This is a genomic window from Mesorhizobium sp. M0522, assembly GCF_040321085.1.
Taxonomy (GTDB): Bacteria; Pseudomonadota; Alphaproteobacteria; order Rhizobiales; family Rhizobiaceae; genus Mesorhizobium.
In genome coordinates this window covers 69,773-95,118 of sequence record NZ_JAMYQW010000016.1, presented here as the reverse complement: position 1 = coordinate 95,118, position 25,346 = coordinate 69,773, and the positions used below count along the sequence as shown (strand labels likewise).

The following is a 25,346-nucleotide window of genomic DNA, read 5'->3' as shown; positions in this document are numbered from 1 at the left end:
CTTGACGGCCGGATCTCCCCCCGGCCAACTGCTATTCCGCAACCTCCTTGGCTGCGGCTCTCTCATCGAAATTGCGTGAGAATCTGATTTGCGACTGGCGCAGATGCTGCTGCATGGCGGCCTTGGCCCGCTCGGGGTCGCGCGCGGCAATTGCATCGCGCACGGCACGATGTTCCTTTGCCGCGACCTGCCAGGAATCGCTGGTCTCGAAATAGATCGACAGGCGTTCGAAGTACGGGTTCATGCGCTGGTCGAAAAGCTCGCCGATGAAGCGCACCAGCACCGCGTTCTCGAGAATGCCGGCGACAGCGGTGTGGAATTCCCGGTCGAGCGCAATGGTCATCTTGTTGGGGTGACGCATGGCCTCCATCCGGCGCAGCACGTCGTCGAGCCGTTCGATATCTGCAGGCCGGACATGGAGGGCCGCTTCGGCGGCGATCGCGCCTTCGACGAATTCGCGCGCGCGCAACAGCTCGAACGGGCCTTCCTCGACTTCGGGTTCGGAGGCGGCGGCGCTCGGCGGATCGGTGACGTAGATACCCGAGCCGACTCGGATGCGTATGCGGCCTTCGACCTCCAACGCTATCAACGCTTCACGGACCGTCGGGCGGGAAATTCCGAGCTGGTCGGCCAGATCCCGCTCGGTCGGCAGACGGTCGCCGACGGAAAACTCGCCGGCATCGATCAGCTGCCTGAGCTGATCGGCGACCTGTCGGTATAGCCGGCGAGGTTCAACGGCCTGGATCGGCATGCGCGTTTAGTTCCCTCCCGGGCCAACCCTGGTACATTGGTCTGACCCATTGACCGCAGCTTAGACAGAGGATGCGGAGAGTCAAGCTCGATAGAACCGCGGCCCGCACAACCGGAACTCGGCGGCATTGCGCAAGCATTCCATGCGTCAGCGCCGTCCCCCGCGAATGACCAGGACGTTCCCGGCGGCGACGAGGACGAGCCCGGCGATCGCGTAAGCGGTCCAGGCATAGCCTTCCAGCGCCGTGGAGATCAAAAGCGCAAAGACGGGAAATATGACGGTCGCATAGCCGGCGCGGGCGCCGCCAATGCGTCCGAGCAGCGTCAGGTAGGCAGCGAAAGCCACGACGGTCGATATGACGGCGAGGAAGACCAGCGAGCCGATAAAAGAGGCGGTCGTCGCGAACACGAACGGCTCACCAAGCAGCAAGGCCAGGAACGTCGACCACAGAGTGCCATAAAGCATGCCCCAGGCGCTCGTTGAAACGAGCGGCAGGCCGCGGCGCTGGTTTGCGACGGAGACGAGATTGCCGACGCAGAAGCTCAGCGTGCCGCAGAGGCACAGAAGAAGGCCCACCAACGTGCCGCCGGAAAGCCCGTTGGCGGCGATTTCGGGAAAGAACATCAGCGCTATGCCAGCGAAGCCGATGAGGCCGCCGGCGAGAATGCGCGGCGCCGGGCGCTCGCCGATGACCAAGGCACCGAGCAGCATGTTGATTACCGAGGCGAGCGAGAAGACGACCGAGAGCAAGCCGCTGACGAGATAGCCGGCGCCGTAATAGAAAAACAGGAAGTTCGACGAGAAGATGAGGATGCCGAGCACTGCAAAGCGCAGATGATCGGTGATCGAAAAGCGGAGCCGCCGGCCGGAAAAACCTGCCCAGGCAAACATCAGCAGCGTGGCGATGGCGAAGCGCCAAACCAGATTGACCTCGTTCGACACGCCGCTGCCGACCTGAAGCTCGATCGCGAACCACGATGCGCTCCAGGCAATGACCGTCAGCGCGTAAAGCCCGTAGTCGACGGGTTCGAAGGGGCGGTCGCGCGTCGCCATGCGCATTTCCGCGTTAGCCGGCTCCGGGGCGTCGTTTGGTTCTCTGGTTACCGACATGCTGGCCAAGACGCTTCCGCTCACAAGACGTTTACAGACCAACCGCCCGCCTTCGCCGCTTCTGGCCCCAGACGACGAGACCGAGCAACAGCAGAGCCGGAATGGCGAACCAATAGCGCGACGTCCGTTCCGCAGGGACTAGCACCTGGTTGATTTCGTCGCCGGGCTGCAGGCCGAATTTGGCCGCCTGGCTGCCCAGCCGCACCACGCCGATCGTCATGCTATCGCCAAGCGCACTGACGTCCAGGCCCGCGGCCTTCAGGCGTTCTGCCGATGAATTTGCAGGCCCGAGTTGTAGACGTACCAGCTTCGATATCTCATCGCCGTTGAGGTTCAGTGTCGTCAGGCGCAAGCGAACTGCGCCCCCCTCGGCTGTCTCGTCGACGATACGGCTGAGTTGGGAGGCAGGTACTGCCCGATACGGTTCGCTCACCTGATCGAGCAATAATCCCGGCCTGAACAAGATGAAACAGGCCACAAGCAACGCAATCGTCTCGTACCAGCGGTTGCGCACGAGCATCCAATTCTGCGTCGCTGCAACAAACGAGACCATGGCCAGTGTCGATGTCACGACCATCGCGACGAAGTCGAACGGACCTTCGAGATCGATCATCAGCAGCCCGGTGTTGAAGATGAAGATGAACGGCAAGAGACCGGTACGGATCTCGTATTTGAAACCCTGAATTCCGGTCTTCACCGGGTCGGCGCCGGAAATTGCCGCAGCAGCATAAGCCGCCAGGCCCACTGGCGGCGTCACGTCCGCCATCAGCCCGAAATAGAAAACGAACATATGGACGGCGACCAGCGGCACAGCGAGATCGTTCTGCGCCGCCAAATCGACGATGACCGGCGCCATCAAGGTGGCGACGACGACATAGCTTGCGGTGGTCGGCATGCCCATGCCGAGAATGATGCAGATCACCGCGGTGAACAAAAGCATGACGATGAAGCTGCCGCCCGAGATGAATTCGACCAGCTCGGTCATTACCAGCCCGATGCCCGTGAGCAGAACCGTGCCGACGATGATGCCGGCCGTCGCAGTGGCGATGCCGACCGTCGTCATGTTGCGTGCGGCGGCGGACAGCCCACCGACCAGATCGTCGAAACCGTGAAGCCAATGCTGCGCCAGCGCGCGGTCCTTGCGGAAAAAGGCGGTGAGCGGCCGCTGCGTGACGATCAGCGCCATAAGGGCGACAGCGCCCCAGAATGCCGACAGGCCGGGCGACAACTCCTCCACCATCAGGCACCAGATCAGCAGGATCACAGGCAGCAGAAAATGCAGGCCGGTGCGCGCCGTCTCGCCGAAGTGGGGAATCCTGACGATCTCGCCCTCCAGATCCTCCAGCGGCAGGTCGGGATAACGCGCCCGGTAGGCGACAAGGCCGATGTAAACGGCGATCAGCGCGGCAGTGATCATCCAGGTCGCGGCCGCGCCCAAAACGATCTTCGTCCAGCCAATGCCGTAATAGACAAGCCCTGCGAGGATGATGAAACCGCATACGCCCATCAGCCCGCGCAGCGCGCCCTGAAATGCGGAGTGCGTGCTGCGTGACGGCAGGCCCTTCATCCCCGTCTTCATCGCCTCGATATCGACGATGTAGAACAGCGAGCCGTAGGTCAGCAGCGCCGGATAGAAGGCGTGCTTGACCACCTCGGCATAGGAGATGCCGACATATTCCGCGATCAAGAACGCGGCGGCGCCCATCACCGGAGGCATCAGCTGACCATTGACGCCGGCCGCGCATTCGATGGCGCCCGCCTTCACCGCAGAATATCCGACCCGGCGCATCAGCGGGATGGTGAAGGTTCCGGTGGTCACGACATTGGCGATCGACGACCCGGAAATCATGCCGGTCAGGCCGGAAGCCACGACACCGGCCTTGGCCGGACCGCCGCGGTATTTGCCGAGCAGCGAGAAGGCAAGCTGGATGAAAAAGCCGCCGGCGCCGGCGCGCTCCAGCAATGTTCCGAACAGAACGAACATGAAGACGACGTTGGTGGACACACCGAGGGCAACACCGAAGACCCCCTCCGACGTCAGCCACATCTGCGAGGCTGCGCGCGATAACGTCGCGCCCTTGTGGCCGAGCAGGCCAGGTAGGTGAGGCCCGGCGAAGATATAGATCAGCATGATCGCCGCGATGACGGTGATAGCAGGCCCGACGGCGCGACGGGCGGCCTCGAGCAGGATGAGGACGCCGGCGATCGAGACGACCAGGTCAGCCGTAGTAGGAAGGCCCGGCCGATGGGCGATATCGCTGTAAAAGACCAACAGATAGAGGGCGGACGCCGCCCCGGCGATGCCTAGCACCCAGTCGGGCAGCGGCACCCGGCTGCGCGACGAGGTCTTGAAGGCCGGAAACGTCAGCATCGCCAGAAACAGGGCGAAGGCCAGATGGATGGAGCGGGCGATGCCGTCGCTGACGACACCAAAATTGAGCATGAACGGAAGGGGCGAGGCATACCAGAGCTGGAACAGCGACCATGCCAGCGATACGCCGAGGATCAGCTTCGCGGTGCGGCCGGTCGGCTTGCGCCCACCGGTGTCGGCTTCGGCGACGATCTCGCTAAGCTTGTCAATGCCGATAACGGGTTGGTCAGGCCCTGCCGCCCGCTGGCTTTGATCTGTCATCGTTCCCCACAATTATTTGCGATGCGAGGCGCCTGTGGCGCCTCGCATTGAAGGCCTCAGAGCCAGCCCTTCTCCTTGTAATAGCGCTCCGCGCCCGGATGCATTGGCGCCGACAGACCGGTCTTGATCATCTCCTTGGGATCGAGATTGGCGAAAGCCGGATGCAGTTTCTTGAAGTCGTCGAAATTTTCGAAGACCGACTTCACCAGTTCGTAGACCACCTCATCGGGCGTGCTGGCATTCGTCACCACTGTCGCGCGGACGCCGAATGTCGTCACGTCGTCCGGATTGTTGGCGTACATGCCGCCCTTGATGGTGGCGACTGAATAGTACGGATGAGCTGCCAACAGCGCGTCCACTGCCGGACCGGTCAGCGGGATGAGTTTGGCGCCACAGGCCGTGGTCGGATCCTGGATCGCGGCGGAAGGATGACCGACGCCGTAGAAGAAACCGTCGATCTTGTTGTCGCACAGCGCGCTGCCCTGCTCGTCCGCCTTCAGCTCCGCGGCAAGCGAGAAATCGCCGAGCGTCCAGCCCATCTGCTTGAGCAACTCCTCCATGGACGAGCGGGTGCCTGACCCGGGATTGCCGACGTTGAAGCGTTTGCCTTTGAAGTCCTCGAATTTGGTGACGCCGGCGTCCGGCCGCGCTAGCACGGTAAACGGCTCGGGATGGACGGAGAACACGGCGCGCAGATCCTTGAACGACTTGCCGTCGAAATTTCCGGTCCCCTCATAGGCCTGGTACTGGACGTCCGATTGGGTCAAGCCGAAATCGAGGTCGCCGGTCTGGATGGAGTTGACGTTGAAGACCGAACCGCCGGTCGACTCCGTCGAGCATCGGATGCCGGTTTTCTGCCGGTCCTTGTTCATCAGTCGGCAAATGGCGCCGCCAACAGCGTAGTAGACGCCGGTGACCCCGCCGGTGCCGACCGTGACGAAGTGCTGCTCGGCAGCGACGGATGGCAGCGCCAGCAGCATGCAGGCCGCCGCGCCGATCAGGGTTTTCATTGAATTAAACATGGTTGCTACCTCTCTGGTGGTTGTCCCGGCCCCGTCGCCGATGACGCGTTGGAACTGGGTTGAGGCGGTCCGCGTCGTGCAGGTCAGGCCGCTGAAGCGATCGCAGCGTCGATGGCCTCACCGAGCCGTTCGACGATCCGATCGATATCCTGTTTGGAAATAATGAAAGGCGGCGCCACAAGCACATGAACGCCCCGCACGCCGTCAATCGTCCCGGCCATCGGATAAATCATTAGGCCGCGGGCCATTGCTTCGCGCTTGATGCGGGCGTTGAGTTCAAGCCTCTGGTCGAATGGTTCCTTGCTGGCGCGATCAACCACCAGCTCGATTCCCCTAAATAGACCCCGCCCGCGAATGTCGCCGACGTTATGGTGGTTATCGAAGCGGTGGTGCAGGCGTTCGTCCAGCTGCGCGCCCATTGCGCTGACGTTGTCGAGCAGACCGTCACGCCGGATGACCTCCTGCACGGCAAGGCCGGCCGCCGCCGCCATTGGATGGCCCATATAGGTATGCCCATGCTGGAAGAAGCCCGAGCCTTGGGCAAAGGCGTCGAAGATATGCCGGCCGAGCAGCACCGCGCCAATCGGCTGGTAGCCACCGCCGAGTCCCTTGGCGATGGTCAGCAGGTCGGGAGCGATGCCGTCCTGCTCGCACGCATGCAGCGTGCCGGTACGGCCCATGCCGCACATCACCTCGTCGAGAATGAGCAGCACGCCGTAGCGGTCGCAAATCGCGCGAATGTGCTTGAAGTAGTCCGCGACCGGCGGCACCGCGCCGAGCGTGGCACCCACCACCGGCTCGGCGACGAAGGCGATGACCTCGTCCGCGCCGAGTTCGAGGATCTTGTCTTCGAGCTGCTGGGCGGCGCGCGCCGCATAGGCTTCGTCGCTTTCGCCATGCTTTTGATAGCGATAGGCGTAACAGGGGTCGATATGGTGGGTCTCGATCAGCAACGGCCTGAACTGGGCGCGCCGCCACTCGTTGCCGCCGGTGGCGAGAGCGCCGAGCGTATTGCCGTGATAGCTCTGCCGGCGTGCGATGAGATGGCGCCGTTGCGGCTCGCCTTTCTCGACAAAATATTGCCTGGCCATCTTGAGCGCGGCCTCGACCGCCTCCGAGCCGCCGCTGACTAGATAGACGTGGTCCAAGCCTTTCGGCGCGTCCTCGACCAGCCGATCCGCCAAGCGCTCCGCCACCTCGGTGGTGAAGAAGCTGGTGTGGGCGTAGGCGATGCGGTCAAGCTGGGTGTGCAGTGCAGCGATCACGTCGGGATGGCCGTGGCCGAGACAGGACACGGCCGCGCCGCCCGACGCGTCGAAATAGGACTTGCCCTCGGCATCGAACAGTTCGATGCCTTGGCCGCGAATGGCGACCGGCAGCATCGAGTGGATGATTCGATGAAGAATGTGTGTCATCGACGGTCCCTCATGGGCATTTTCTTCGGCGGACGTTGGTTCAGATGGGTCTTGAGAGCGGCGCCCTGCTCATCGAAACGTCGCAGGGACTCAACAGCGCCCTCGCCTGCCTGCCCTGCGACAAGAGCACCGAGGATCTCAGCAACGATGAAAGCTGGCGTCATGGTGTGGAAAAAGGACGGGCTGCCGGTCGGCACGACGACTAGGTGATCGCCAAGCAGCGCCAAGGGCGCTACCCCGCTGTCGGTGATCGCAATGACCGGTACGCCGCGGCCGGCAGCGTACTCGACAAGCTCGATGGTGAAGCGCGTGTAGGGCAGGACGCTGGCGGCGATCAGCACGTCGTCCTTGGTCGCATGGGCCAGAGCGTCGCCATCGGTTCCGCCGATGCCGTGCAGCAGCACCGACTTCTCGCCGATCAGCGACAGGATGTAATGCAGATGCCAGGCGACTGCGTGGCTTGAGCGCAGGCCGAGGCAATAGACGCGCCTTGCCGCACTCAGCGCCCTGGCCGTCTCGACCAGACGGTCGATCGACCTACCTTCGGCCAGATGGGAAAGCTGGCTGGAAATCGAATCCAGAATATCGGCCGCCAGCGCGTGGTCGCCCTTGAGCTTTTGGCTGGCCACCTGGAGGCCCGCCTTGCCGGCGAAACCGATTTCGCCGTCCCGGATCGCGGCGGCGTAAATATCGCGTACGGTCTCGTAGCCATCAAGGCCGAGATGCTGGGCCAGCCGCGTCATCGTCGCCGGCTGCACTCCTGCGTGCCGGGCCTGCTCGCGCATGGACAACAGCGCGACATCATACGGTTTATCAAGGACATACCGCGCGGCGGACCGAAGCTGCGCCGACATGCCGTCGAAGGCACTGATGATCTGTCCAGCAAGCTCTCCCTGGTCCATGGATATTGCTAGCTCGCCAGACCGGCGATTGCAACGTCTGTTTCAATATGGTCAAAGATTGATTCATATGACTCTTATCGCCCGAAAACCGTCTCCATGAAGCCGGCCACTGGTCTCGGCCGCATCGCCATAGCCGTCGCGCCGAACGGGGGGCGTCGCAGCAAGGCCGACCATCCGGCGATTCCGCTCACACCGGCCGAGCTGGCGCGGACGGCCGCGGAATGCGCCGATGCCGGTGCGGCTATGATCCACGTTCATGTCCGCGACAGAAGCGGCAACCATCTGCTCGACGCCGACGCCTACCGCCAGGCAATCGCGGCCATCCGCGGTGCTGCCGGTGACCGGCTGTTAATTCAGATCACTTCCGAAGCGCTCGGTATCTATTCGCCGGTCCAACAGATGGCCGTCGTACAAGATGTGAAGCCGCAAGCGGTCTCCCTGGCGCTTCGCGAAATCGTTCCAGATGCCGGATCGGAACCCGCCTTCGCGCGCTTCATGGCCTGGCTGCATAAGGAGCGTGTGGCGCCGCAGATCATCCTCTATTCGCCCGAGGAGGCTGTCAGGCTTTCGGATATGCAGCAACGCGGACTGATCCCCTGGGCAAGCATACCGGTTCTCTACGTGCTGGGCCGCTACACGCCGGGACAGACGTCCGTCCCTGCCGATCTCCTGCCATTCCTCGCGGCGAACATGCCGCGCTTCGATCATTGGAGCGTCTGCGCCTTCGGCCGCAACGAAGGGGCGTGTGTGACGGCCGCGGCACTGCTCGGCGGTCATGTCCGGGTCGGGTTCGAAAACAATCTTTTCCTTCCGGACGGCAGCATAGCCTCGTCCAACGCCGAACCGGTAGCGACCGTCGCACGCATACTCGCCGACTGCGGCATCAAGATCGCCTCGGCCGCCGAGTTGGCGGCACAATGGAACGCGCCGTTTCGTTCCATATAACAAACCAAAGCCTATTTTCGGCGGTAAGCTCGCGCAAGGCATAGACAGGCGGCTGCAATGTCATCGCCACGGAAGAACGACGTGTCCCCGCCCCCGGCGCGGCGATTGCAACAACAGTGCCGGTCGTTGTAACCATTCCGGCGGCTTGATTTTGGAGGAGACGCAGCATGGACCGAATCACCGGCGGTTGCCTGTGCGGCAACGTTCGAATTATCGCGTCGGGGCGCCCATACCGGGTCGGCCTTTGTCACTGTCTTGACTGCCGCAAGCACCATGGCGCCCTTTTTCACGCTTCCGCGATTTTTCCTGAGGATGCGGTGACGATCGACGGCGAAACACGCGACTACGCCGGGCGGTTTTTCTGTCCCCGCTGCGGCTCGTCCATTTTCGGACGCACCGCCGACGAAATCGAAGTGAACCTGGGATCCCTGGATGCGCCTGACCAGCTGATGCCAACCTACGAAAGCTGGATCATTCGTCGCGAGTCCTGGTTGCCGCCGTTTCCGCTCACCAGACGATACGAGCGCGATCGTGACGCCTCGGGTCGCTTTGAGGAGTAGGTTGCACGAACGGTGCGAAGGCGCCGGCGCGCGTCACTCCGGAAGGCCGGCCTTGCGGAAGCCATCGACGAAATGCTCAAGCGCCGCAGCGTCGCGGAATGGCTCCGTCGTGGCCCAGTGGCGGGTTGTGAAATGCGGGTTGCCGACGAGGAACAGTTCGACCTCTGCGCGCGCCTCGTCGAGCCGCCCCAGTTGGGCAAGGCTTGCCGCCAGGAAACGGCGTGAGCTTGTACGATAAGTCTCGTCCCTGCGCAGTGTCCCGACAGCGGCTTCGTATTCGCCGGCCGCATATTGCGCCTGGCCGAGCGCGAGATAATACCAACTTGCCGGAAACGGATTCAGCCGGAACGCCTTGCGAATGTGCTCAAGACCCTCCTCGACCCGTCCGGCCAGGACCGCGATGTCGGACAATGCCGCCCAGGCATCGGCCTCGTTCGGGTCGAGCTCGATCGCCTTGGCGAATTCCGCATCCGCCTCGGCGAAGCTGCGCTCGTAGGCAAGCAGGTAAGCCAAAACCCAGCGGCAGCCGGCATCGTTGGGGTCGATCGCCACGGCTTTGCGCGCCAGTTCCAAACCAGCGCTACGGGATGCGTCGGTTGGTCCGCCGGAATGCACCCATCCCATCCAGTGGTTCATGGCAAGCCAGCGATAGGCCTCGGCATATTCCGGATCGAGTGAAACCGCGCGGGTCAGCATCAAGATGCGCTTCCTGCGCCGTCTGCGGCGAATCATCCATCAGCTTGCGCGCCCGCACGCAGAGATCGTAGGCCTCGAGATTTTGGGGCCGATTGCGCGGCGACGGTGCACGCAGCCGGCCGAGTAACGCCTCGACGATCTTGCCGGTGACCTCGTCCTGAACGGCAAAAATATCTTCCAGGCTGCGATCGAAGCGCTCCTTCGGAACGATGTCCCCGTTGCCGTCAGCTACCGCGGACTAAAGCTGCTTGCGGCGTTCCCGCACCCGGATCAAGCACGAACGGACCAAAGGCAAAGCGCGGTCCCTGCATACGGCGCATCTATAGCCCGTTTGGAAGTTTTGAGAACTATTTGGGAGATCTTAATTACGACGCCGGTCGTATCCTGCAGAATTCAGCCTCTTTCAGGACGAGGCCCCCCCAAACCGTAAGGGCCCCCTCAAACCATATGGAGGTTGCCATGAGCGATATTCCCACCCTTGCCTCGGCCCCGCTTCAGGCAGCGCGGCCGGCGGAAGCGTCGCGTCGGCGCTACAGCCTGACGACGCTGCGAAGCATTATCGCGGCCGGGCGCGAGCCGACACGCTTTCGCTGGGACCTCAAGCGATTGGCGGAGACCAATCCCCATCTGATCGACGATATCGGTCTGACGAGACGACAGGCCGAGGAAGAGATCGCGAAGCTGCCCTTCTGGCAGCGATAGGCGAATGCTGCAAAGACGCCGGATCGCCAACGACCAGCGGCTGATGGCAGATGAAGACGAAGCCGCCGCCCCGAAACGACGTCACAGGCTACTGGTCGCGGCGACAATCAATCCGCCCAAGACGGCGACATTGATGGTGAAGACGGTACGAAGGGCTTCGCGTTCATCGCCGCTGTAGCGCCAGAAATTGAGCGCCATGAAGGACGCTGCAATGGTGAATACGGCCAATGCCGCGGCGGGAAAGGGCCCACCAAGGCCCGTTGCGAGGCAAAAGCCGCCTGGGATCTCCAGCACCGATCCGGCCGCGAGAAGAGGCCTGGGAGCAGGAAAGGCCGCTCGGCCAGGGACGCTACAATCGCCCGGAATCTGAGGAAAATGCCCGGCGCCCGCCCAGATAAAGACGCCGCCGAGCAAAAACCAATCCGAGGTGGTGGAAGAACGCGATCATTCCTTGCTGCCGTCCTCGGTGTAAACCGCAAGCTCGTAACCATCCGGGTCCGCGAAATGGAAGCGCCTGCCGCCCGGGAATCCATAGATCGGCTTGACGATCTTGCCTCCCGCCTGCTCGACCCGCTTGACCGTTCCCGGCAAATCATCTGCATAGAGGATGACGAGCGGGCCTCCTCCGGACCTCGCTGGGCCAGCGGCGAAGCCACCTGACAAGCGCCCGTCGTTGAACTCGCAATATTGCGGGCCGTAGTCAGTGAAGGTCCAGCCGAAGGCCTTTCCGTAGAAGTCGCGTGACCGCTGAATGTCTTTCACGTTGAATTCGACGTAGTCGATCCGTTGATCGTTGTTGTTGCTCATGATGCATACCTCTCGTGTGATGTACGACGCCGAAAGATAAGCACGCATCTCGCTTGCCGGATTGAACGAAACGGCCATCGCCGTATGAGCCGCACACGGCGCTGCCGATGGCGATGCACGTAGCATCACCCCTCACCTGCCCTCTTCCTTCCGGCCGGAAGAAAACAACCGATTCTTGCAACCGTTCTCGATTGGCAGACGTTGTCGGTCGTGCAGATTCTTGTCTCGAGCGACGGCGGGCGCAGCCACTGCGTCGTAGGTTCACCGCCGGTAATCCGAAGAGGAGCGAGATGAGCGATCCCGTCCCAGCGCAGGCAACGGGTTCATTTCAGCAACGTCCACCGTCGGCGCGGCTTCGCGGATGCTTTGCTTCGGTGTGGGTGCATCGAATGGACCCGGCGGGCGCACCGCCAATCGTCGTCATGCCCGACGCAACGATCGATCTGCAATGGATCGGAGGCAGCTTCCGAGTTGCCGGCCCCGACAAGGAGCCGCAGACCGAGGTTCTGGCGGCAGACGAGGTCGTGATCGGCTTGCGCTTTTATCCTGCCACGGCGGCGGCATGGCTCGGCGTGCCGCAAATCGAGCTTGTCGGCCAGAGGCTGTCCCTCGACGATTTATGGGGAGCGCGAGCCCGGCGCCTCGCCAGCCGCGTGCGCGCTGGTGACAATCTCGAGGATCTCGCCTGTTCGCTCGAACAGGTCGTCGCCGAGGAAATGGCCTCCCACGCGACAGACGTTCCCATGCAGGCGGCATATCGCTTGATCGAGCGCGGGCCGCCACCCGACGCGCCTCTCGTCCCCTGGTTGATGCGCGCGCTCGAGATGAGCGAAAGAACGTTGCGCCGGCGCTTCGACGAGAGCTTCGGCTATGGCCCCAAGACGCTTGACCGTATCCTCCGCTACCAGCGCTTTCTGCGGCTTTCGAGCCAATCGAACAGCGCTACGGCCATCCTGGCAGCCGAGGCGGGCTATTCCGACCAGGCGCATCTTGTCCGCGAGAGCCGCCGCCTGACGGGAAGCACCCCGCGACAGATTCATCACCTGCTGCAGAACGGGTGAAACCACGTCGCGCTCTTCATTGGCCGTTTTGTTCAAGTCTTCACTGTCGCCCGACTTTATCCTGGTGTCTCCGACAACCACAGGAGACTGCCATGAAACCGCGCATTTCGGTTTTGACTATCGCTGTCGCCAACCTCGAGAGTTCTCTCGCGTTCTACCGCGACGGTTTCGGCTTGCCGACGGAAGGGATCATCGGCCGCGAGTTCGAGCATGGCGCCGTCGCGTTCTTCACGCTGTCCGGCGGGTTGAAGCTCGCGATCTGGGCTCAGGACGACCTCGCCTGCGACACCGGCCTGCCCAAGGCGCCGATCAGCTCGACCTCGTTCACAATCGGCCACAACGTTGTGCGCCGCGAAGAAGTCGATCAAGTGATGGATGAGGCCGCTCGCGCCGAAGCCGAGATCATCAAGCCTGCTCGGGACACATTCTTTGGCGGGTATGCCGGATACTTCCGCGATCCGAACGGACACCTGTGGGAGGTCGTCTGGAACCCCGCCAACATACCGAATGAGGACGCTCTCTGAGGGCAGGTATGGGCCTGCAGGATCGGGCCGTTCTGGTCATTCCCGGTGCTGGCAAATTCTGTCGGGATCGGGGCGGGCGGCCTGCTTTCCCTGGCAAACGAAGCCAGTTCGACGGCAGTCCACTAGCACAATCTTACGGGGCTGATTATGTAGCTCTATCCAGATTCGCCTCGCCTGCATGGCGCATCATGCGGCGGAAGCTCATCGAGATATGCGCCCGCCTTATGTGCCCGATGGACTCCCAGTCGCCGATTTCGGCCGCGGCAAGGACCTCTTCCATTTCGCGGCGGAACGCGGTGAATTCCTCGACGAGGCCCAATTGCGGCATCAGCTTCAGGACGACGCGCGCGACCTGAAAATACAGGCGCTCGCTGATCTCGCGCAGTGGCTGGTTGCCGGTCATCGCCGTGAGCTCGTAGAAAAAATCCATGTTGAGGCGCAGGAAAGCGCGCTGGTCGGGATTGAGTATGTCGGAATCGCAGCGCGCGATGAGCGCCCGTATCCGGTCGAGGTCGTCCGCCGTGCGCGGGATCGGCGAAAGCTTGCCGACGAGGAGCGCCAGCTCCAGGCGCAGATGATAGACCTGCTGCAATTCCTCGATGTCGACGTCGGTGACGATCGTGCCGACGCCGTGGACGGATTGAACCAGACCCTCGGATTCAAGGCGCGCCAGCACGCGCCGGACCGGCGTGCGGCTGATCTCGAATTCCTGGGCAAGTTCTTCCTCGGACAGGTGGCTTCCCGGCGCATAATCGAGCAGGCAGATGCGGTCACGCAATATCCGGTAGATGCGCTCGAACCGCTCCCGCGCGGAGAGCGGGCGCGGCGGCGCGGCGGTCACCGTCGTGGGCGGCTTGGCCTCTGTCTCGATCGTCACCCAGCCTCCAGGACAGCGTGCAGGAATTGCCGTGTCCGCTCGTTCTTGGGAGCACCAAACAGTTCGCTTGGCGGCCCCTGCTCGCAGATCTTGCCTTGATAGAAGAAGCAAACGCGGTCGGAAAACTCCTTGGCGAAGCCCATCTGATGGGTGACCATCAGCATGGTTAGATCATGCTCGCGCCCGATCTGCCTTATCACCTGCAGCACTTCGCCGACAAGCTCCGGGTCGAGCGCAGACGTCACCTCGTCGAACAGCATGATCTTGGGCCGCATGGCCAGCGCCCTGGCGATGGCGACGCGCTGCTGCTGGCCACCAGAAAGCTGTGACGGATAGTGGTCCTTCTTCTGGGCCAGACCGACCAGCTCCAGCAGCTCGGCCGCTCGTGCCTCGGCGTCCGCCCGCTTCATTCCGAGCACCGTTATCGGCGCCTCGATGCAGTTCTGCATCGCCGTCATATGCGGAAACAGGTTGAACGACTGGAACACCATGCCGATCTTGGCGCGGATCTTGCGGATGTGGGCGAGATCGGCGGGAACAAGCTTGCCGTTCCTCTCCATATGGGTCAGCGGCTCGCCTTCGACCCAGATGACGCCGTCATTGATCGTCTCCAGCGTCATCAGCATGCGCAGCACCGTCGTCTTGCCCGAACCCGACGGACCGATGACCGAGACTTTTTCGCCGCGCGCTATTTCGAGATTGAGCCCGTCGAGAACGGTTAACGTGCCGTAGCGTTTCGATACATTGTCGAAGCGGACCATCGGTTGTTCAGTCATCGGGTGGTCCTCCGGTTGAGCAGCCCTTCGAGGGAGCGGATGAGCGCCGCCGAAACCAGGCTCATGGCAAGGAAAAACAGGCCGACCAGCGTGATCGGCTCGGTGTAGCGGAACGTTTCGGAGCCGATGATCTTGGCGGTCTGCATCAGTTCCATCACGGCGATTGCGGAAAGCAACGGCGTTTCCTTGAACAAGGCCACCAGATAATTGCCGAGCGCCGGAACGATCGGCGGGACCGCCTGCGGAATGATGATGTCGCGGAACGTCGTCCAGGACGAAAGATTGAGCGCGATCGAGGCTTCCCACTGGCCGCGGTGGATGTTGTCGAATCCGGCGCGATAAACCTCGGAGCAATAGGCGGCGTAGTGGATGCCGATGGCCAGCACCCCGGCGGTGAAAGCGTCGAGCACGACACCGAATTTCGGAAAGACGAAATAGAGAAAGAATATCTGGATGAGCAGCGGGGTCGAGCGGATCAGCTCGACCAGCACCGAAATCGTCCAGCTGGTCCATGGCACGGCGATGCGGACAACGGCCAGCACCAGGCCGAGCGAGGCGGCAAGCGCAAAGCCGATCAGCGTCGCTTCGATGGAAATGACGGCGGCGCGAGCAAGCACCGGCAGGATTTCCAGGGCAAATCCCCAATCCCAGATCATGCCGCCTTCCCCCGCGCCAGTCCGAGCGACGCCCGCCTTTCAAGAAGCCGCATGCCGATGGTCACAACCAGCGACATTGCCAGGTACATCAAAAGAACGAGGGTGAAGATCGGAATGGTCTTGAACGTGTTCTGGTTCATTTGCTGCGCCTTGAAGGCGAGGTCCGAAAGCGTGATCAGCGAGACCAGCGCCGTCGATTTCAGAAGCTCGATGAACAGATTACCCCAGGGTGGGATCATCGCGACAAAGGCCTGCGGCAGGATGATCCGACGCAACATCTGCGGGCGGCTCATGTTCAATGCAGTACACGCTTCCCACTGGCCGCGGGCGACGGACTGGATCGCGCCGCGCACGCACTCCGATCCGTAAGCGCCGACATTCAGGCCGAGCGCGAGCACCGCCACCACGAACGCGTTGATCGTGACGCCGAATTGCGGGAGCACGAAAAACAGCCAGAACAATTGCACCAGTGCCGACGTTCCGCGGAAGATCTCGACGTAAACCGTGGCCAGCCATCTGAGCGGCGTCGGGCCATACATCCTTGCAAGTGCTGCAAGCACGCCCATGATAATTGCGAGCAGGCTGCCGAGGACGGCGATCTCGATTGTCAGGACCGCGCCTTGCAGCAGCCCCGGCATAAACACTTGATATGATTCCTGTGTTGCCAAGGCACCGATCACGACAAGCGCGATGACCAGCATGGCAACGAGCGTACGGATACCCATGCGATTCCCCGAAGGAAAAGGGCGGCGCTTTCGCGCCGCCAGCAGTTGGGAGCCTATTTGCCCGCGCAGAGCTCTGCGGTGGTCTTGTTGGGGAGATAGTCCTTGCCGAAGCCGAGTGGCTCGACCAGCGCGATATGCTCCGGCGAACCGAGGAACTTCTTCAGTTCGGCGTTGAACGCCTCCTGCAGGTCGGTGTCTTCCTTGCGGAAGCCGAAGCCGCCATGGCCTTTCACCGACTTGCCGGCAACCTCGCCGAAGGGCTTGGTCGATTCGACACCGTCGGCTTTCTTGGCCATGTCGGCGATCGAAAGAGCGGTCAGCGCGGCAGCGTCGGCGCGGCCCGACTGGACGGCGGCGACCAGGCTGGACTGGTCAGGCAAGGAGACGATCTGCCCATCGGCAACGCCCGCTTCCTTGGCGAAGCCGCCTTCAACGGCGCCGGCCATCACGGCAAGCTTGAGATCCGGATTGTCCTTGATGCTGGAAAAATCCTTGATGCCTTTCGGATTGCTTTTTGCCACCAGCATAGCCTCGCCGATGCCGTAGGACGGCTCGGAGTAGTTGATCTCGGCGCAGCGCTTCGGAGTGATGAACATGCCGGCGGCGATGATGTCGAAGCGGCCGGCCTTGAGACCCGGAATGAGCGAGCCGAATTCGGTCAAAACACCGTCGACCTGCGATATGCCCATCTTGGCGAGCACCGCCTTGGCGACTTCAGGGGCCTCGCCGGTCAGCTTGCCGTCTGGCGTGGCGTAACCGAACGGCGCCTCGTTGGCGAAACCGACGCGGATGTAGCCGTCCTTCTTGGCCCGTTCGAGGGTGGTTTCCGCGTGAGCGGACAACGACGTCAATGACGTCGCGGCGAGCGCGATGCAGGCAGCCGCCTTCACGACCATACGGCGCGATATCGATGATTTGAGCATGCTTTTCTCCCATTGGACAACTGTGGATGGTTCCCAGGGCGCGGCCTTCTTCGAGGTCGACGCCTGCTTGATCAGACGTATACAACTGCCCTAGACATTTCGCAAGCAGAGATATAAAAACCATGAAAATTCGGCGACAATTCGCAGTTAGCCAGCAAATTGACGTCGAGTTGTGCACAATTTGGCCTAGTTGCCATTTACAAAAGGCAAACGGCGTACCTGGAAGGCAGGATTTCGGTGGCGACCGCGAACGGCTTCGGGACATTCACGCAAGCGGAGTATGGGCAGCGCCTCGCCGGCGTGAAGACACGTATGCAAAAAGCCGGCTTCGATCTCATCGTTTGTCAGGATCCCGCCAACATGTGCTGGCTGACCGGCTATGACGGATGGTCGTTCTACGTTCCGCAGTGCGTGCTCGTCCATCTGGAGGAGGACCGGCCGATCTGGTTCGGTAGGTCGCAGGATGCCAAGAGCGCACGCCTAACCACCGGCCTGCCGGAGAAAAACATCATGCCGTTCTCGGAACGGCTGGTGCAACAGCCCGTCGAGCACCCTTATGACGAACTCGCCCAACTGATCCGGTCGCGTGGTTGGGGAAAAGCCCGCATCGGCGTCGAGATGGACGCGCATTATTATACGGCGCGCTGCCACGCCCATCTGGTCCAAGGGCTGCCCGACGCGCACTTCGCCAACAACCACGATCTCGTCAACTGGGCGCGGCTGGTCAAATCCGAGGCCGAGCTGGTGCTGATCCGCGAGGCGGGTGCGATCTGCACGCATGCCATGAACCGCGCCATCGAGAAAATGCGGCCCGGTGTGCCTCAGAACCATGTCATTGCCGAAATCTATCACGCGCAGATCATGGGGGTGCCCGGAGCGGGCGGCGACTATGCCGCGATCTGTCCGCTGATGCCCGTTGGCGAGGGCACCAGCACGCCGCATCTGACGTGGTCCGACGCGCCGCTGCCGGACAGCGGCCTCGCCATTCTGGAGATCGCCGGCGTGCGCCGCCGCTATCATGCGGCGCTGACCCGGACGGTACATTTCGGAAAGCCGCCGCAAGCCATCCTCGACATGGCCAAGGCGATCGTCGAGGGCGTCGACGCTGGCCTCGAGAAGGCGCGCCCCGGCTACACCGCCGAGGAGGTGGAAGCCGCCTGGCAGGCAGTGTTGAGGAAGAACGGGCTGAAGAAGGAAAGCCGCGTCGGCTATCCGGTCGGGCTCGCATACCCGCCCGATTGGGGTGAACGCACCGCAAGCCTTCGTCCCGGCGACACCACCGAGATGCAGCCTGGGATGTGCTTCCATTTCATGGCCGGCGTCTGGCTCGACGATTTCGGCATCGCCATCTCGGAATCGTTCGTCGTCACGGAACGCGGCGGCGAACGCCTCTGCGATGTGGCGCGCGAACTCATCGTCATCGACTGACATGGTGGCCGGGAAACCGGCTGCCGAAAAGAACCATGCCCGCCACCAACCCGGCAACAAGCACGAGGACGCCCGATGGACCGCAATCCGTTTTCCGAAGCCGAAATCGCCGGCCGCCTGGCAAAGGTCCGTACTGCACTGGTTGAGCGCGAGCTCGATGCGGCGGTCTTCGCCTCGCCGGAGAACGTCTTCTATCTCACCGGGCTCGATCACTGGGGGTATTTTGCCCCTCACCTGCTGATCGTCCCGCTCCGGGGAAAACCTGTTCTGGTCACCCGCTCGATGGAGAAGGTGACGATCGAGAAGCAGGTGAAGGCAGCGGAATTCCGTGGCCATTCCGACAGCGAAACGGCGGCCGAGCTTGCCGCGCGGGTACTTGTGGAGCTCGGCCTGTCCGGCAAGCGGATCGGCCTCGAATACTGGACGGCTGGCCTCAGCCATGGGCTTGCCGTTGCGTTCCAGACGCAGGCGGACGCCAAATGGAGCGATGTCTCCGGTCTGATCGACAAGATGCGGTGGGTGAAGAGCGCCGAGGAACAGGCGCTGATGCGTCGAGCCGCCAAGGTGACGGACGCCGCCGCCGGTGCCGCGATCGCCGCGATCTCCGATGGCGCTTCCGAACAGGAGGTCGCCGCCCAATGTGTTGCGGCAATGATCCGCGCAGGCGGTCATGCGCCGGGCTTCGGACCGTTCATCCGCCCAGCCGCGCGCCTGGGTGAAGAGCACACGACCTGGGGCGACGGGATCTACCGCAAGGGCGAGCCGGTCTTTGTCGAATTGTCCGGGTGCATCTCGCGCTACCACGCCCCGCTCGGCCGGCTCGTTCGCATCGGCCACATCAGCGACGAAGACGCCGCAATGGCGGAAGTGACCGCCAAGGCGTTCAACGCGGTCGTCGAGGCGTTGCGGCCGGGCGCCAAGGCGCGCGATGTCTACGCCGCCTGGCAGGCTGTCGTCGACGAGTCCGGTCTTTCCCACTATCGCCGCCATCACTGCGGTTACCTGGTCGGCGCCGGCCAGCCGCCATCATGGACCGGCGGCAATTCGGTGACGGGCTTGAGGCACGATTCCGACCTCGAGATCGAGACCGGGATGAGCTTCCACATCCTGTCATGGCTGATGGGCACCGGTCGCGGCGATGACTTCGTTTCCAACACGGTGCTGTTGACCGATGCGGGCGCCGAAGTGCTTACCCGCACGCCGGCCGGCCCGATCGTTCGATAGGCCTGCACACATGGCGCGCTACTCGGCATTTTGGATCTTACGCAACGCGCTGTCCGGCCAGAAGAATTGGCAGCGCGCCTGGCGGGCAGCGGAGCCAAAATCGTCCTATGACGTGATCGTTATTGGCGGCGGCGGACACGGCCTCGCCACCGCCTTCTACCTCGCCGAGAACCACGGCATCCGTAACGTCGCCGTGCTCGAAAAGGGTTATGTCGGCGGCGGCAATGTCGGCCGCAACACCACCGTCATCCGCTCCAACTACCTGCTCGACGGCAATACCCAGTTCTACGAATTCTCGATGAAGCTTTGGGAGGGCATGTCGCGGGCGCTGAACTTCAACGTCATGTTCTCGCAGCGCGGCCAGCTCGTCACAGCGCATTCGGCCGATCAGCTCGACGGCTTCAGCCACCGCGCCAATGTCATGCGGCTGAACGGCATCGATGCCGATATCCTCGACCGGGAAGACGTGCGCCGGCTGGTGCCTTATCTCGACTTTTCCGACACCGCCCGCTTCCCGATCCATGGCGCTATCTTCCAGGGCCGGGCGGGCACGGCGCGCCACGACGCCGTCGCCTGGGGCTATGCGCGCGCCGCCGACGGCCATGGCGTCGACATCATCCAGAACTGCGAAGTGACCGGCTTCCTCCGCGACCGCGACAGTATCGTCGGCGTCGAAACGACGAAAGGCCGGATCGGCGCCGGCAAGGTCGGCCTCGCTGTTGCCGGTCATACATCCGTGCTCGGTGCCAAGGCCGGCCTTGAACTGCCGATCGAAAGCCACGTCCTGCAAGCCTTTGTCACCGAACCGCTGAAGCCGCTGGTAGATCACGTCGTCGCTTACGGCGCCGACCATTTCTACGTCAGCCAGTCCGACAAGGGCGGGTTGGTCTTCGGCGGCAATCTCGACGGCTACAATTCATACGCCCAGCGCGGCAATCTCGGCGTCGTTCGCGAGGTGGCGGAGGCGGCGATTGCATTGATGCCGTGCATTTCGCGCGTCCGCCTGCTGCGCCACTGGGGCGGCGTCATGGACATGACCCCCGATGCCAGCCCGATCATCTGCCCGACGCCGATCGACGGCCTCTATCTCAATGGCGGCTGGTGCTATGGCGGCTTCAAGGCGACGCCGGCTTCCGGCTGGTGCTTCGCCCACACGATCGCCACCGGCAAGCCGCATCCCTTGATCGCGGCCTACGGGCTCGATCGTTTCCGCGCCGGCCACACGCTCGATGAGGCCGGAGTCGGCCCTTCCGCCTGGCTGCAATAAGAGGCGGGACAAAATGCTGCGCATCGAATGCCCCTGCTGCGGCCCGCGCGACCATGACGAATTCCGCTATGGCGGCGATGCCTCGGTCACGCGTCCGGCCCATGACGATCCCGATCCTGAGGCCTGGTACCGTTATGTCTACGTCAGGAAAAACCCGGCCGGCCAGCATCGCGAATTCTGGCAGCACGTGACCGGTTGCCGGCAATGGCTGGTGGTCGAACGCGACACCCGCAACCACGCGATCGCATCCGTCGACTTCGCCAGGAAATCGACCGTCAGGAAACAACCGGCATGAGTTCGAACCGCAAACGCCTGCCAGTGGGTGGCCGTATCAGTCGCGAGGTGCCGGTCAATTTCACCTTCGACGGCCGCAAGCTGGCTGGGTATCGCGGCGACACACTTGCCTCGGCGCTGCTCGCCAACGGCGTCGCGCTGGTTGGTCGCAGCTTCAAATATCATCGCCCGCGTGGCATTTTTTCCGCCGGGCCCGAAGAGCCGAATGCGCTGGTTACGCTCGGGAGCGCCGGCAGGCGCGAGCCGAACCTGCCGGCGACGACGCTGGAACTCGCCGACGGCATGGTCGTGGAGAGTCAGAACCGCTGGCCGTCGCTTGCCTTCGACGTGCAAAGCGTCAACGGACTGTTGGCACCGTTTCTGTCCGCCGGCTTCTACTACAAGACCTTCATGGGCCCGACGCGCCGCGCCTGGATGTTCTACGAACATTTCATCCGCAAGGCGGCCGGCCTGGGCAGGGCCGGCACCGACCCCGATCCCGACCGCTATGAGGTTCGTCATGCCTTTGCCGATGTCGCCATCGTCGGCGGCGGCCCGGCGGGACTGTCGGCGGCGCGGACAGCCGCCGCAGCCGGCGCGCGGGTCGCGCTGATCGAGCAAGATTTTCTGCTTGGCGGCCAGCTTTTGGCGGAACCGTCCGACAGCGCAGCGGCCGCATGGCTGAGGCAGGCCGAGGCCGAGTTGGAGGACTTCGAAACCGTCGCGCTGATGAAGCGGACGACCGCTTTCGGCAGCTATGACGGCAATGTCCTTGGACTGGTCAAACAGCGCGATCCAACCGATCAGAAGCCGAATGGCGAGGCCCGCCAAACGGTCACTATGCTGCGCGCCCGCTCGATTGTTTTCGCCACCGGCGCCATCGAGCGGCCGATGGTGTTCTCGAACAATGACCGGCCCGGCGTCATGCTTGCCTCGGCCGCCCGGACCTATCTCAATCGTTTCGCCGTCCTGCCGGGCAAGAAAATCATTGTCGCCACCACCAATGACGGTGCCTGGCGCACCGCCTTCGACTATGCCGCAGCCGGCGCGGAGGTGACGGTTGCCGATCTGCGCGCCGTCCCGCCCGCAGCACTTGGCGCGGAAGCCGCACGGCTCGGCGTGGTGGTGCGGGCCGCAACGCGCATCGTCGACCTGCACGGCGGCCATGCCGTCAGGCGCGTAACGCTCAATGGACCGGAGGGACAATCCTCGGCCGCCTGTGACCTGGTCTGCATCTCCGGCGGCTGGTCGCCAACCGTGCATCTCACCTCACACCTCGGTGTCAAACCTGTCTATCGCGACGACATTGACGGCTTCGTGCCGGGCGTCTTTTCAGCCAGCCAGTTCGGCGCCGGCGCAATGATAGGAGCCTATGCGACCGCCGCTGCCGTCGAGGACGGCCATCGCGCCGGCATCGAAGCGGCAGCCTACTGCGGCAAGTCGGCGCCGGTGCCCGCTCCGTCCAAACTCGATCTCGGCGAGACCGCTACGACGCTACTTCGCGAAGCCCCTTCGGTCGGACGTGAAAAAGCCTTCGTCGATTTCCAGATGGATGTGACAACTGGGGATATCGGGCTCGCCCATCGCGAGGGCTATGAATCGGTCGAGCACCTGAAGCGCTACACCACGCTCGGCATGGGCACCGACCAGGGCAAGACCAGCAATTTTCCCGCACTTGCCGCGATGGCAGCGCTGCGCAACGCAACGATTCCTGAGACCGGCACCACGACCTTCCGCCCGCCCTATACGCCGGTTGCCATCGGGGCGCTTGCCGGGCGCGCCATCGGCCATCATTTCAAGCCGATCCGCCGCACGCCGATGCACGATTGGCACATGGCGAACGGCGCCGAGATGCTCGAGGTCGGGCTCTGGATGCGGCCCTATTTCTACCGGCAGTCGGGGCGCCACGTGAACGACGCCTATGTCGCCGAAATGCGGAATGTGCGCCAGGCCGCGGGGCTGATGGACATCTCCACGCTCGGCAAGATCGATGTCCAGGGCTCGGATGCGGCAATCTTCCTCGATCGCGTCTACGCCAACGGCTTTGCCAAGCTGGCGGTAGGCCGCGCCCGCTACGGCGTCATGCTGCGCGACGACGGCATTGTCTTCGACGACGGCACCACGACGCGGCTAGCGGAAAACCGATTCTTCATGACCACTTCGACCGCCAAGGCCGCCGATGTGCTGTCGCGTCTCGAATTCCTGCTCGACACGGCCTGGCCGGATTTGCGCGTGACCGTCACTTCGGTCAGCGACGACTGGGCGGCGATGTCGGTTGCCGGGCCTAACAGCCGCGCGATCCTGAATGCAGCGTTTCCCGCTCTCGACGTTTCCGAGGAGGCGCTTTCGCATATGGGGCTACTCGAAAGCGAATGGGAGGGCCGTGCGCTCCGCATCCTGCGTCTCAGTTATTCCGGCGAGCGCGCTTACGAAATCTATGTCGGCGCCACTGCCGGTGAACAGCTCTGGAGCCGCATGCTCGAAGCCGGCAGACCCTTCGACCTGAAGCCTTACGGTGTCGAGGCGCTTGGCGCGCTGCGGGTCGAAAAGGGCCATGTCGCCGGACCGGAGATCGATGGGCGCACGACGCTCGACGATCTCGGCCTCGGCCGCATGGCCGGCAAGCGCAGCGGCTTCGTCGGCGACGTCCTGCGACGGCGCCCTGCCCTCCGGGCGCCCAACCGGCAGCGTCTGGTCGGACTGGAATGCATCGAGGACGGAAAACGCCTGCGCGGCGGCGCCATCCTGTTCCTGCCGGATGAGAAACCCCATGGCCATGGGCGCGGTCGTGTCACCTCCGTCACTTTCAGCTCCGAACGCGGCCATTATGTCGGGTTGGCTCTGCTTGCCGGTGATGTCGCGGCAGAAGGAAGCGAGGTCGTGGCGGTCTATCCGATGAAGGCCGAAACGGTTCGCGCCCGCGTTGTCTCGCCGGTATTCATCGATCCGCAGGGAGAACGGCTGCATGGCTAGCTTGACCTCTTCTCGGGATTTCAGCCTGTCCGTGGCGGATTGTCCGCTTATCCAGATCGAGGGCTGGGACGCGACACTGAGACAATTCGAAAAGAGCGTCTCGGCGTCGCTCAACACGAAACTTCCCACCTCGGTTGGAGAGACGGTTCGCCACAAAGGTCTACTCGTCGTCCGCGTTGCACCTCGCCGCCTCTGGCTGGTTCTCGATGAGAGCGCGCAAGCGCCCGCGCTTGCCGTCGACCCCGACCTCGGCTGTTCGGTTCCCCTCGGCGAAGGTCGTGTTCGTTTGAAAATGGCCGGCCCTGGTATCGCAAGGCTTCTGTCCGGATGCATTGCCGTCAACTGGCACGCGCCGGCCGCCGCTCCGGGCCGCGCCGTGCAAACATCCTTCCATCACGTGCCCGTGCTCTTCCTGCGCACCGGCGAGACCGCGTGCGAACTCATCGTGCCGCGAAGTTTTGCCCGCAGCCTCTCGGATTGGCTTGCCGGCGGCTAGCCAATACCGGTTCCTCGGGCAAGGGCCGGCTTTAGCGGCGATCCAAGCCGCCATCACGAAGCCATCTACTCTCTTGCCGGCCAGTCCTGCAGAAGCGTAATCCCAAACTTCGGCGCGGCTACTTTGAGCCGCTCGATATCGGCAGGCGTCGGCGGCCCGACCACCTCTCCCTTGCTGCGTTCATGGCCACCTTCGGCGAGAAACTGCTCGAACACACTTGGCGTGTCTATCAGGATATAGCGAACGGGCTGATTGCCGGGATTCATGAGCTGGTGCGGGATGCCGCGCTTCAAAAACATGCTCTCGCCGGGCGAGAGCGTTCGGACCTCGCCGTCCACAATTGCGGTCAAGTGCCCTTCGATGACGTAGACCGTCTCGTCGTCATTCGCATGAACATGGATTGGCGTTTTCGTGTGCCCGTCGCTTCTGTTTTCGAAGAGACTCAACAAGCCTCCCGTCTGTTCGCCGGAGACCAGTCGCTTCATGACGATGCCTGCGAGCACGAATTCTTTTGGTTCAACATCCGTCATTGATCCAATCCTGCCAGGCACATTTGGTGGGCCCTCAAGCAGACGAGCTGCGCAGCGACATCCGGCAAACG

Annotated in this window: 25 protein-coding genes and 1 pseudogene; 11 read left to right on the top strand and 15 right to left on the bottom strand. The window is 63.0% G+C overall.

What is annotated here, in order from left to right:
• Positions 1–31: 31 nt before the first annotated feature.
• The 6 genes from NKI58_RS18585 to NKI58_RS18560 all read right to left on the bottom strand — a co-directional run bounded on the left by NKI58_RS18585 (position 32) and on the right by NKI58_RS18560 (position 7,832).
• Positions 32–751 (bottom strand): FadR/GntR family transcriptional regulator, encoded by a 720-nt coding sequence (locus NKI58_RS18585; protein ID WP_352452148.1) that lies wholly within the window; start codon positions 749–751, stop codon positions 32–34.
• A 147-nt stretch (positions 752–898) separates the two neighbouring features.
• A complete protein-coding gene (locus tag NKI58_RS18580) occupies positions 899–1,804 on the bottom strand; it encodes a DMT family transporter (RefSeq protein ID WP_352592604.1) in 906 nt (301 codons plus the stop codon).
• Positions 1,805–1,892: 88 nt separating this feature from the next.
• On the bottom strand, positions 1,893–4,493 hold the full coding sequence (locus tag NKI58_RS18575) for a TRAP transporter permease (RefSeq protein ID WP_352622856.1): 2,601 nt from the start codon (positions 4,491–4,493) through the stop codon (positions 1,893–1,895).
• Positions 4,494–4,549: 56 nt separating this feature from the next.
• A complete protein-coding gene (locus tag NKI58_RS18570) occupies positions 4,550–5,503 on the bottom strand; it encodes a TAXI family TRAP transporter solute-binding subunit (protein WP_352592598.1) in 954 nt (317 codons plus the stop codon).
• A gap of 95 nt (positions 5,504–5,598) precedes the next feature.
• Complete coding sequence (locus NKI58_RS18565) at positions 5,599–6,930, bottom strand: aspartate aminotransferase family protein (protein ID WP_352592595.1); 1,332 nt, start codon at positions 6,928–6,930, stop codon at positions 5,599–5,601.
• Positions 6,927–7,832, bottom strand: coding sequence for a MurR/RpiR family transcriptional regulator (locus NKI58_RS18560; protein WP_352622858.1), 906 nt, complete (start codon positions 7,830–7,832; stop codon positions 6,927–6,929). The genes NKI58_RS18565 and NKI58_RS18560 overlap by 4 nt, the downstream gene beginning before the upstream one ends.
• Before the next feature lie 96 nt (positions 7,833–7,928).
• On the opposite strand from NKI58_RS18560, the gene NKI58_RS18555 reads away from it, so the two are divergent.
• Both NKI58_RS18555 and NKI58_RS18550 read left to right on the top strand, forming a co-directional pair.
• On the top strand, positions 7,929–8,777 hold the full coding sequence (locus tag NKI58_RS18555; RefSeq protein WP_352592592.1) for a beta-keto acid cleavage family enzyme: 849 nt from the start codon (positions 7,929–7,931) through the stop codon (positions 8,775–8,777).
• A gap of 167 nt (positions 8,778–8,944) precedes the next feature.
• A complete protein-coding gene (locus tag NKI58_RS18550) occupies positions 8,945–9,337 on the top strand; it encodes a GFA family protein (RefSeq protein WP_352592589.1) in 393 nt (130 codons plus the stop codon).
• Between the two features lie 33 nt (positions 9,338–9,370).
• Here NKI58_RS18550 and NKI58_RS18545 read toward each other — a convergent pair.
• Positions 9,371–10,235 (bottom strand): annotated as a pseudogene (locus tag NKI58_RS18545) (tetratricopeptide repeat protein); the annotation flags it as partial.
• Between the two features lie 257 nt (positions 10,236–10,492).
• On the opposite strand from NKI58_RS18545, the gene NKI58_RS18540 reads away from it, so the two are divergent.
• Positions 10,493–10,735, top strand: coding sequence for a DUF1127 domain-containing protein (locus NKI58_RS18540; RefSeq protein WP_352592586.1), 243 nt, complete (start codon positions 10,493–10,495; stop codon positions 10,733–10,735).
• An 81-nt stretch (positions 10,736–10,816) separates the two neighbouring features.
• Here NKI58_RS18540 and NKI58_RS18535 read toward each other — a convergent pair whose 3' ends face one another.
• The gene (locus NKI58_RS18535) at positions 10,817–11,149 is read right to left on the bottom strand and encodes a DoxX family protein (RefSeq protein WP_352592583.1); all 333 of its coding nucleotides are present in this window, start codon (positions 11,147–11,149) and stop codon (positions 10,817–10,819) included.
• Positions 11,150–11,179: 30 nt separating this feature from the next.
• On the bottom strand, positions 11,180–11,545 hold the full coding sequence (locus NKI58_RS18530; protein WP_352592683.1) for a VOC family protein: 366 nt from the start codon (positions 11,543–11,545) through the stop codon (positions 11,180–11,182).
• 287 nt (positions 11,546–11,832) lie between these two features.
• Here NKI58_RS18530 and NKI58_RS18525 point away from each other — a divergent pair, with 287 nt between their 5' ends.
• Positions 11,833–12,603, top strand: coding sequence for a helix-turn-helix domain-containing protein (locus NKI58_RS18525; protein WP_352592580.1), 771 nt, complete (start codon positions 11,833–11,835; stop codon positions 12,601–12,603).
• Positions 12,604–12,695: 92 nt separating this feature from the next.
• Entirely contained in the window at positions 12,696–13,127 is a 432-nt protein-coding gene (locus NKI58_RS18520; protein WP_352592577.1) for a VOC family protein, read from the top strand.
• 145 nt (positions 13,128–13,272) lie between these two features.
• Here NKI58_RS18520 and NKI58_RS18515 read toward each other — a convergent pair whose 3' ends face one another.
• The 5 genes from NKI58_RS18515 to ehuB are packed head-to-tail and all read right to left on the bottom strand — an operon-like array spanning position 13,273 to position 17,084.
• Positions 13,273–14,004 (bottom strand): GntR family transcriptional regulator, encoded by a 732-nt coding sequence (locus NKI58_RS18515; RefSeq protein WP_023674261.1) that lies wholly within the window; start codon positions 14,002–14,004, stop codon positions 13,273–13,275.
• Positions 14,001–14,780: an ectoine/hydroxyectoine ABC transporter ATP-binding protein EhuA gene (gene ehuA, locus NKI58_RS18510; protein WP_023717024.1), complete on the bottom strand. Its 780-nt coding sequence runs from the start codon at positions 14,778–14,780 to the stop codon at positions 14,001–14,003. The genes NKI58_RS18515 and ehuA overlap by 4 nt, the downstream gene beginning before the upstream one ends.
• Positions 14,777–15,436 (bottom strand): ectoine/hydroxyectoine ABC transporter permease subunit EhuD, encoded by a 660-nt coding sequence (ehuD, locus tag NKI58_RS18505; RefSeq protein ID WP_352592574.1) that lies wholly within the window; start codon positions 15,434–15,436, stop codon positions 14,777–14,779. Before ehuD ends, ehuA begins: the two co-directional genes overlap by 4 nt.
• Complete coding sequence (gene ehuC, locus NKI58_RS18500) at positions 15,433–16,161, bottom strand: ectoine/hydroxyectoine ABC transporter permease subunit EhuC (protein ID WP_352592572.1); 729 nt, start codon at positions 16,159–16,161, stop codon at positions 15,433–15,435. The genes ehuD and ehuC overlap by 4 nt, the downstream gene beginning before the upstream one ends.
• A 53-nt stretch (positions 16,162–16,214) precedes the next feature.
• Positions 16,215–17,084, bottom strand: coding sequence for an ectoine/hydroxyectoine ABC transporter substrate-binding protein EhuB (gene ehuB / locus NKI58_RS18495; protein ID WP_352592569.1), 870 nt, complete (start codon positions 17,082–17,084; stop codon positions 16,215–16,217).
• 237 nt (positions 17,085–17,321) lie between these two features.
• Between ehuB and NKI58_RS18490 the strand changes: the two genes are divergently transcribed.
• From NKI58_RS18490 to NKI58_RS18465, 6 genes are all read left to right on the top strand, one after another.
• The gene (locus NKI58_RS18490; RefSeq protein WP_352592566.1) at positions 17,322–18,512 is read left to right on the top strand and encodes a M24 family metallopeptidase; all 1,191 of its coding nucleotides are present in this window, start codon (positions 17,322–17,324) and stop codon (positions 18,510–18,512) included.
• Positions 18,513–18,587: 75 nt separating this feature from the next.
• A complete protein-coding gene (locus tag NKI58_RS18485; RefSeq protein ID WP_352592563.1) occupies positions 18,588–19,736 on the top strand; it encodes a M24 family metallopeptidase in 1,149 nt (382 codons plus the stop codon).
• 10 nt (positions 19,737–19,746) lie between these two features.
• Positions 19,747–21,003, top strand: coding sequence for a sarcosine oxidase subunit beta family protein (locus tag NKI58_RS18480; RefSeq protein ID WP_352592560.1), 1,257 nt, complete (start codon positions 19,747–19,749; stop codon positions 21,001–21,003).
• 13 nt (positions 21,004–21,016) lie between these two features.
• Positions 21,017–21,298, top strand: a complete 282-nt coding sequence (locus NKI58_RS18475; protein ID WP_352622860.1) for a sarcosine oxidase subunit delta — start codon at positions 21,017–21,019, stop codon at positions 21,296–21,298.
• A complete protein-coding gene (locus NKI58_RS18470) occupies positions 21,295–24,249 on the top strand; it encodes a sarcosine oxidase subunit alpha family protein (protein ID WP_352853579.1) in 2,955 nt (984 codons plus the stop codon). Before NKI58_RS18475 ends, NKI58_RS18470 begins: the two co-directional genes overlap by 4 nt.
• The gene (locus tag NKI58_RS18465) at positions 24,242–24,745 is read left to right on the top strand and encodes a sarcosine oxidase subunit gamma (RefSeq protein WP_352592551.1); all 504 of its coding nucleotides are present in this window, start codon (positions 24,242–24,244) and stop codon (positions 24,743–24,745) included. Before NKI58_RS18470 ends, NKI58_RS18465 begins: the two co-directional genes overlap by 8 nt.
• Positions 24,746–24,810: 65 nt before the next feature.
• Here NKI58_RS18465 and NKI58_RS18460 read toward each other — a convergent pair whose 3' ends face one another.
• Positions 24,811–25,275: a cupin domain-containing protein gene (locus NKI58_RS18460; protein ID WP_352592548.1), complete on the bottom strand. Its 465-nt coding sequence runs from the start codon at positions 25,273–25,275 to the stop codon at positions 24,811–24,813.
• Positions 25,276–25,346 lie beyond the last annotated feature (71 nt).

Excerpts from the sequence above, each read along its gene's own strand:
- NKI58_RS18585 (WP_352452148.1), bottom strand. The coding sequence starts at position 751 with ATGCCGATCCAGGCCGTTGAACCTCGCCGGCTATACCGACAGGTCGCC.
- NKI58_RS18580 (WP_352592604.1), bottom strand. The coding sequence starts at position 1,804 with ATGGCGACGCGCGACCGCCCCTTCGAACCCGTCGACTACGGGCTTTAC.
- NKI58_RS18575 (WP_352622856.1), bottom strand. The coding sequence starts at position 4,493 with ATGACAGATCAAAGCCAGCGGGCGGCAGGGCCTGACCAACCCGTTATC.
- NKI58_RS18570 (WP_352592598.1), bottom strand. The coding sequence starts at position 5,503 with ATGAAAACCCTGATCGGCGCGGCGGCCTGCATGCTGCTGGCGCTGCCA.
- NKI58_RS18565 (WP_352592595.1), bottom strand. The coding sequence starts at position 6,930 with ATGACACACATTCTTCATCGAATCATCCACTCGATGCTGCCGGTCGCC.
- NKI58_RS18560 (WP_352622858.1), bottom strand. The coding sequence starts at position 7,832 with ATGGACCAGGGAGAGCTTGCTGGACAGATCATCAGTGCCTTCGACGGC.
- NKI58_RS18555 (WP_352592592.1), top strand. The coding sequence starts at position 7,929 with ATGAAGCCGGCCACTGGTCTCGGCCGCATCGCCATAGCCGTCGCGCCG.
- NKI58_RS18550 (WP_352592589.1), top strand. The coding sequence starts at position 8,945 with ATGGACCGAATCACCGGCGGTTGCCTGTGCGGCAACGTTCGAATTATC.
- NKI58_RS18540 (WP_352592586.1), top strand. The coding sequence starts at position 10,493 with ATGAGCGATATTCCCACCCTTGCCTCGGCCCCGCTTCAGGCAGCGCGG.
- NKI58_RS18525 (WP_352592580.1), top strand. The coding sequence starts at position 11,833 with ATGAGCGATCCCGTCCCAGCGCAGGCAACGGGTTCATTTCAGCAACGT.
- NKI58_RS18520 (WP_352592577.1), top strand. The coding sequence starts at position 12,696 with ATGAAACCGCGCATTTCGGTTTTGACTATCGCTGTCGCCAACCTCGAG.
- ehuA (WP_023717024.1), bottom strand. The coding sequence starts at position 14,780 with ATGACTGAACAACCGATGGTCCGCTTCGACAATGTATCGAAACGCTAC.
- ehuD (WP_352592574.1), bottom strand. The coding sequence starts at position 15,436 with ATGATCTGGGATTGGGGATTTGCCCTGGAAATCCTGCCGGTGCTTGCT.
- ehuC (WP_352592572.1), bottom strand. The coding sequence starts at position 16,161 with ATGGGTATCCGTACGCTCGTTGCCATGCTGGTCATCGCGCTTGTCGTG.
- ehuB (WP_352592569.1), bottom strand. The coding sequence starts at position 17,084 with ATGCTCAAATCATCGATATCGCGCCGTATGGTCGTGAAGGCGGCTGCC.
- NKI58_RS18485 (WP_352592563.1), top strand. The coding sequence starts at position 18,588 with ATGGACCGCAATCCGTTTTCCGAAGCCGAAATCGCCGGCCGCCTGGCA.
- NKI58_RS18480 (WP_352592560.1), top strand. The coding sequence starts at position 19,747 with ATGGCGCGCTACTCGGCATTTTGGATCTTACGCAACGCGCTGTCCGGC.
- NKI58_RS18475 (WP_352622860.1), top strand. The coding sequence starts at position 21,017 with ATGCTGCGCATCGAATGCCCCTGCTGCGGCCCGCGCGACCATGACGAA.
- NKI58_RS18470 (WP_352853579.1), top strand. The coding sequence starts at position 21,295 with ATGAGTTCGAACCGCAAACGCCTGCCAGTGGGTGGCCGTATCAGTCGC.
- NKI58_RS18465 (WP_352592551.1), top strand. The coding sequence starts at position 24,242 with ATGGCTAGCTTGACCTCTTCTCGGGATTTCAGCCTGTCCGTGGCGGAT.
- NKI58_RS18460 (WP_352592548.1), bottom strand. The coding sequence starts at position 25,275 with ATGACGGATGTTGAACCAAAAGAATTCGTGCTCGCAGGCATCGTCATG.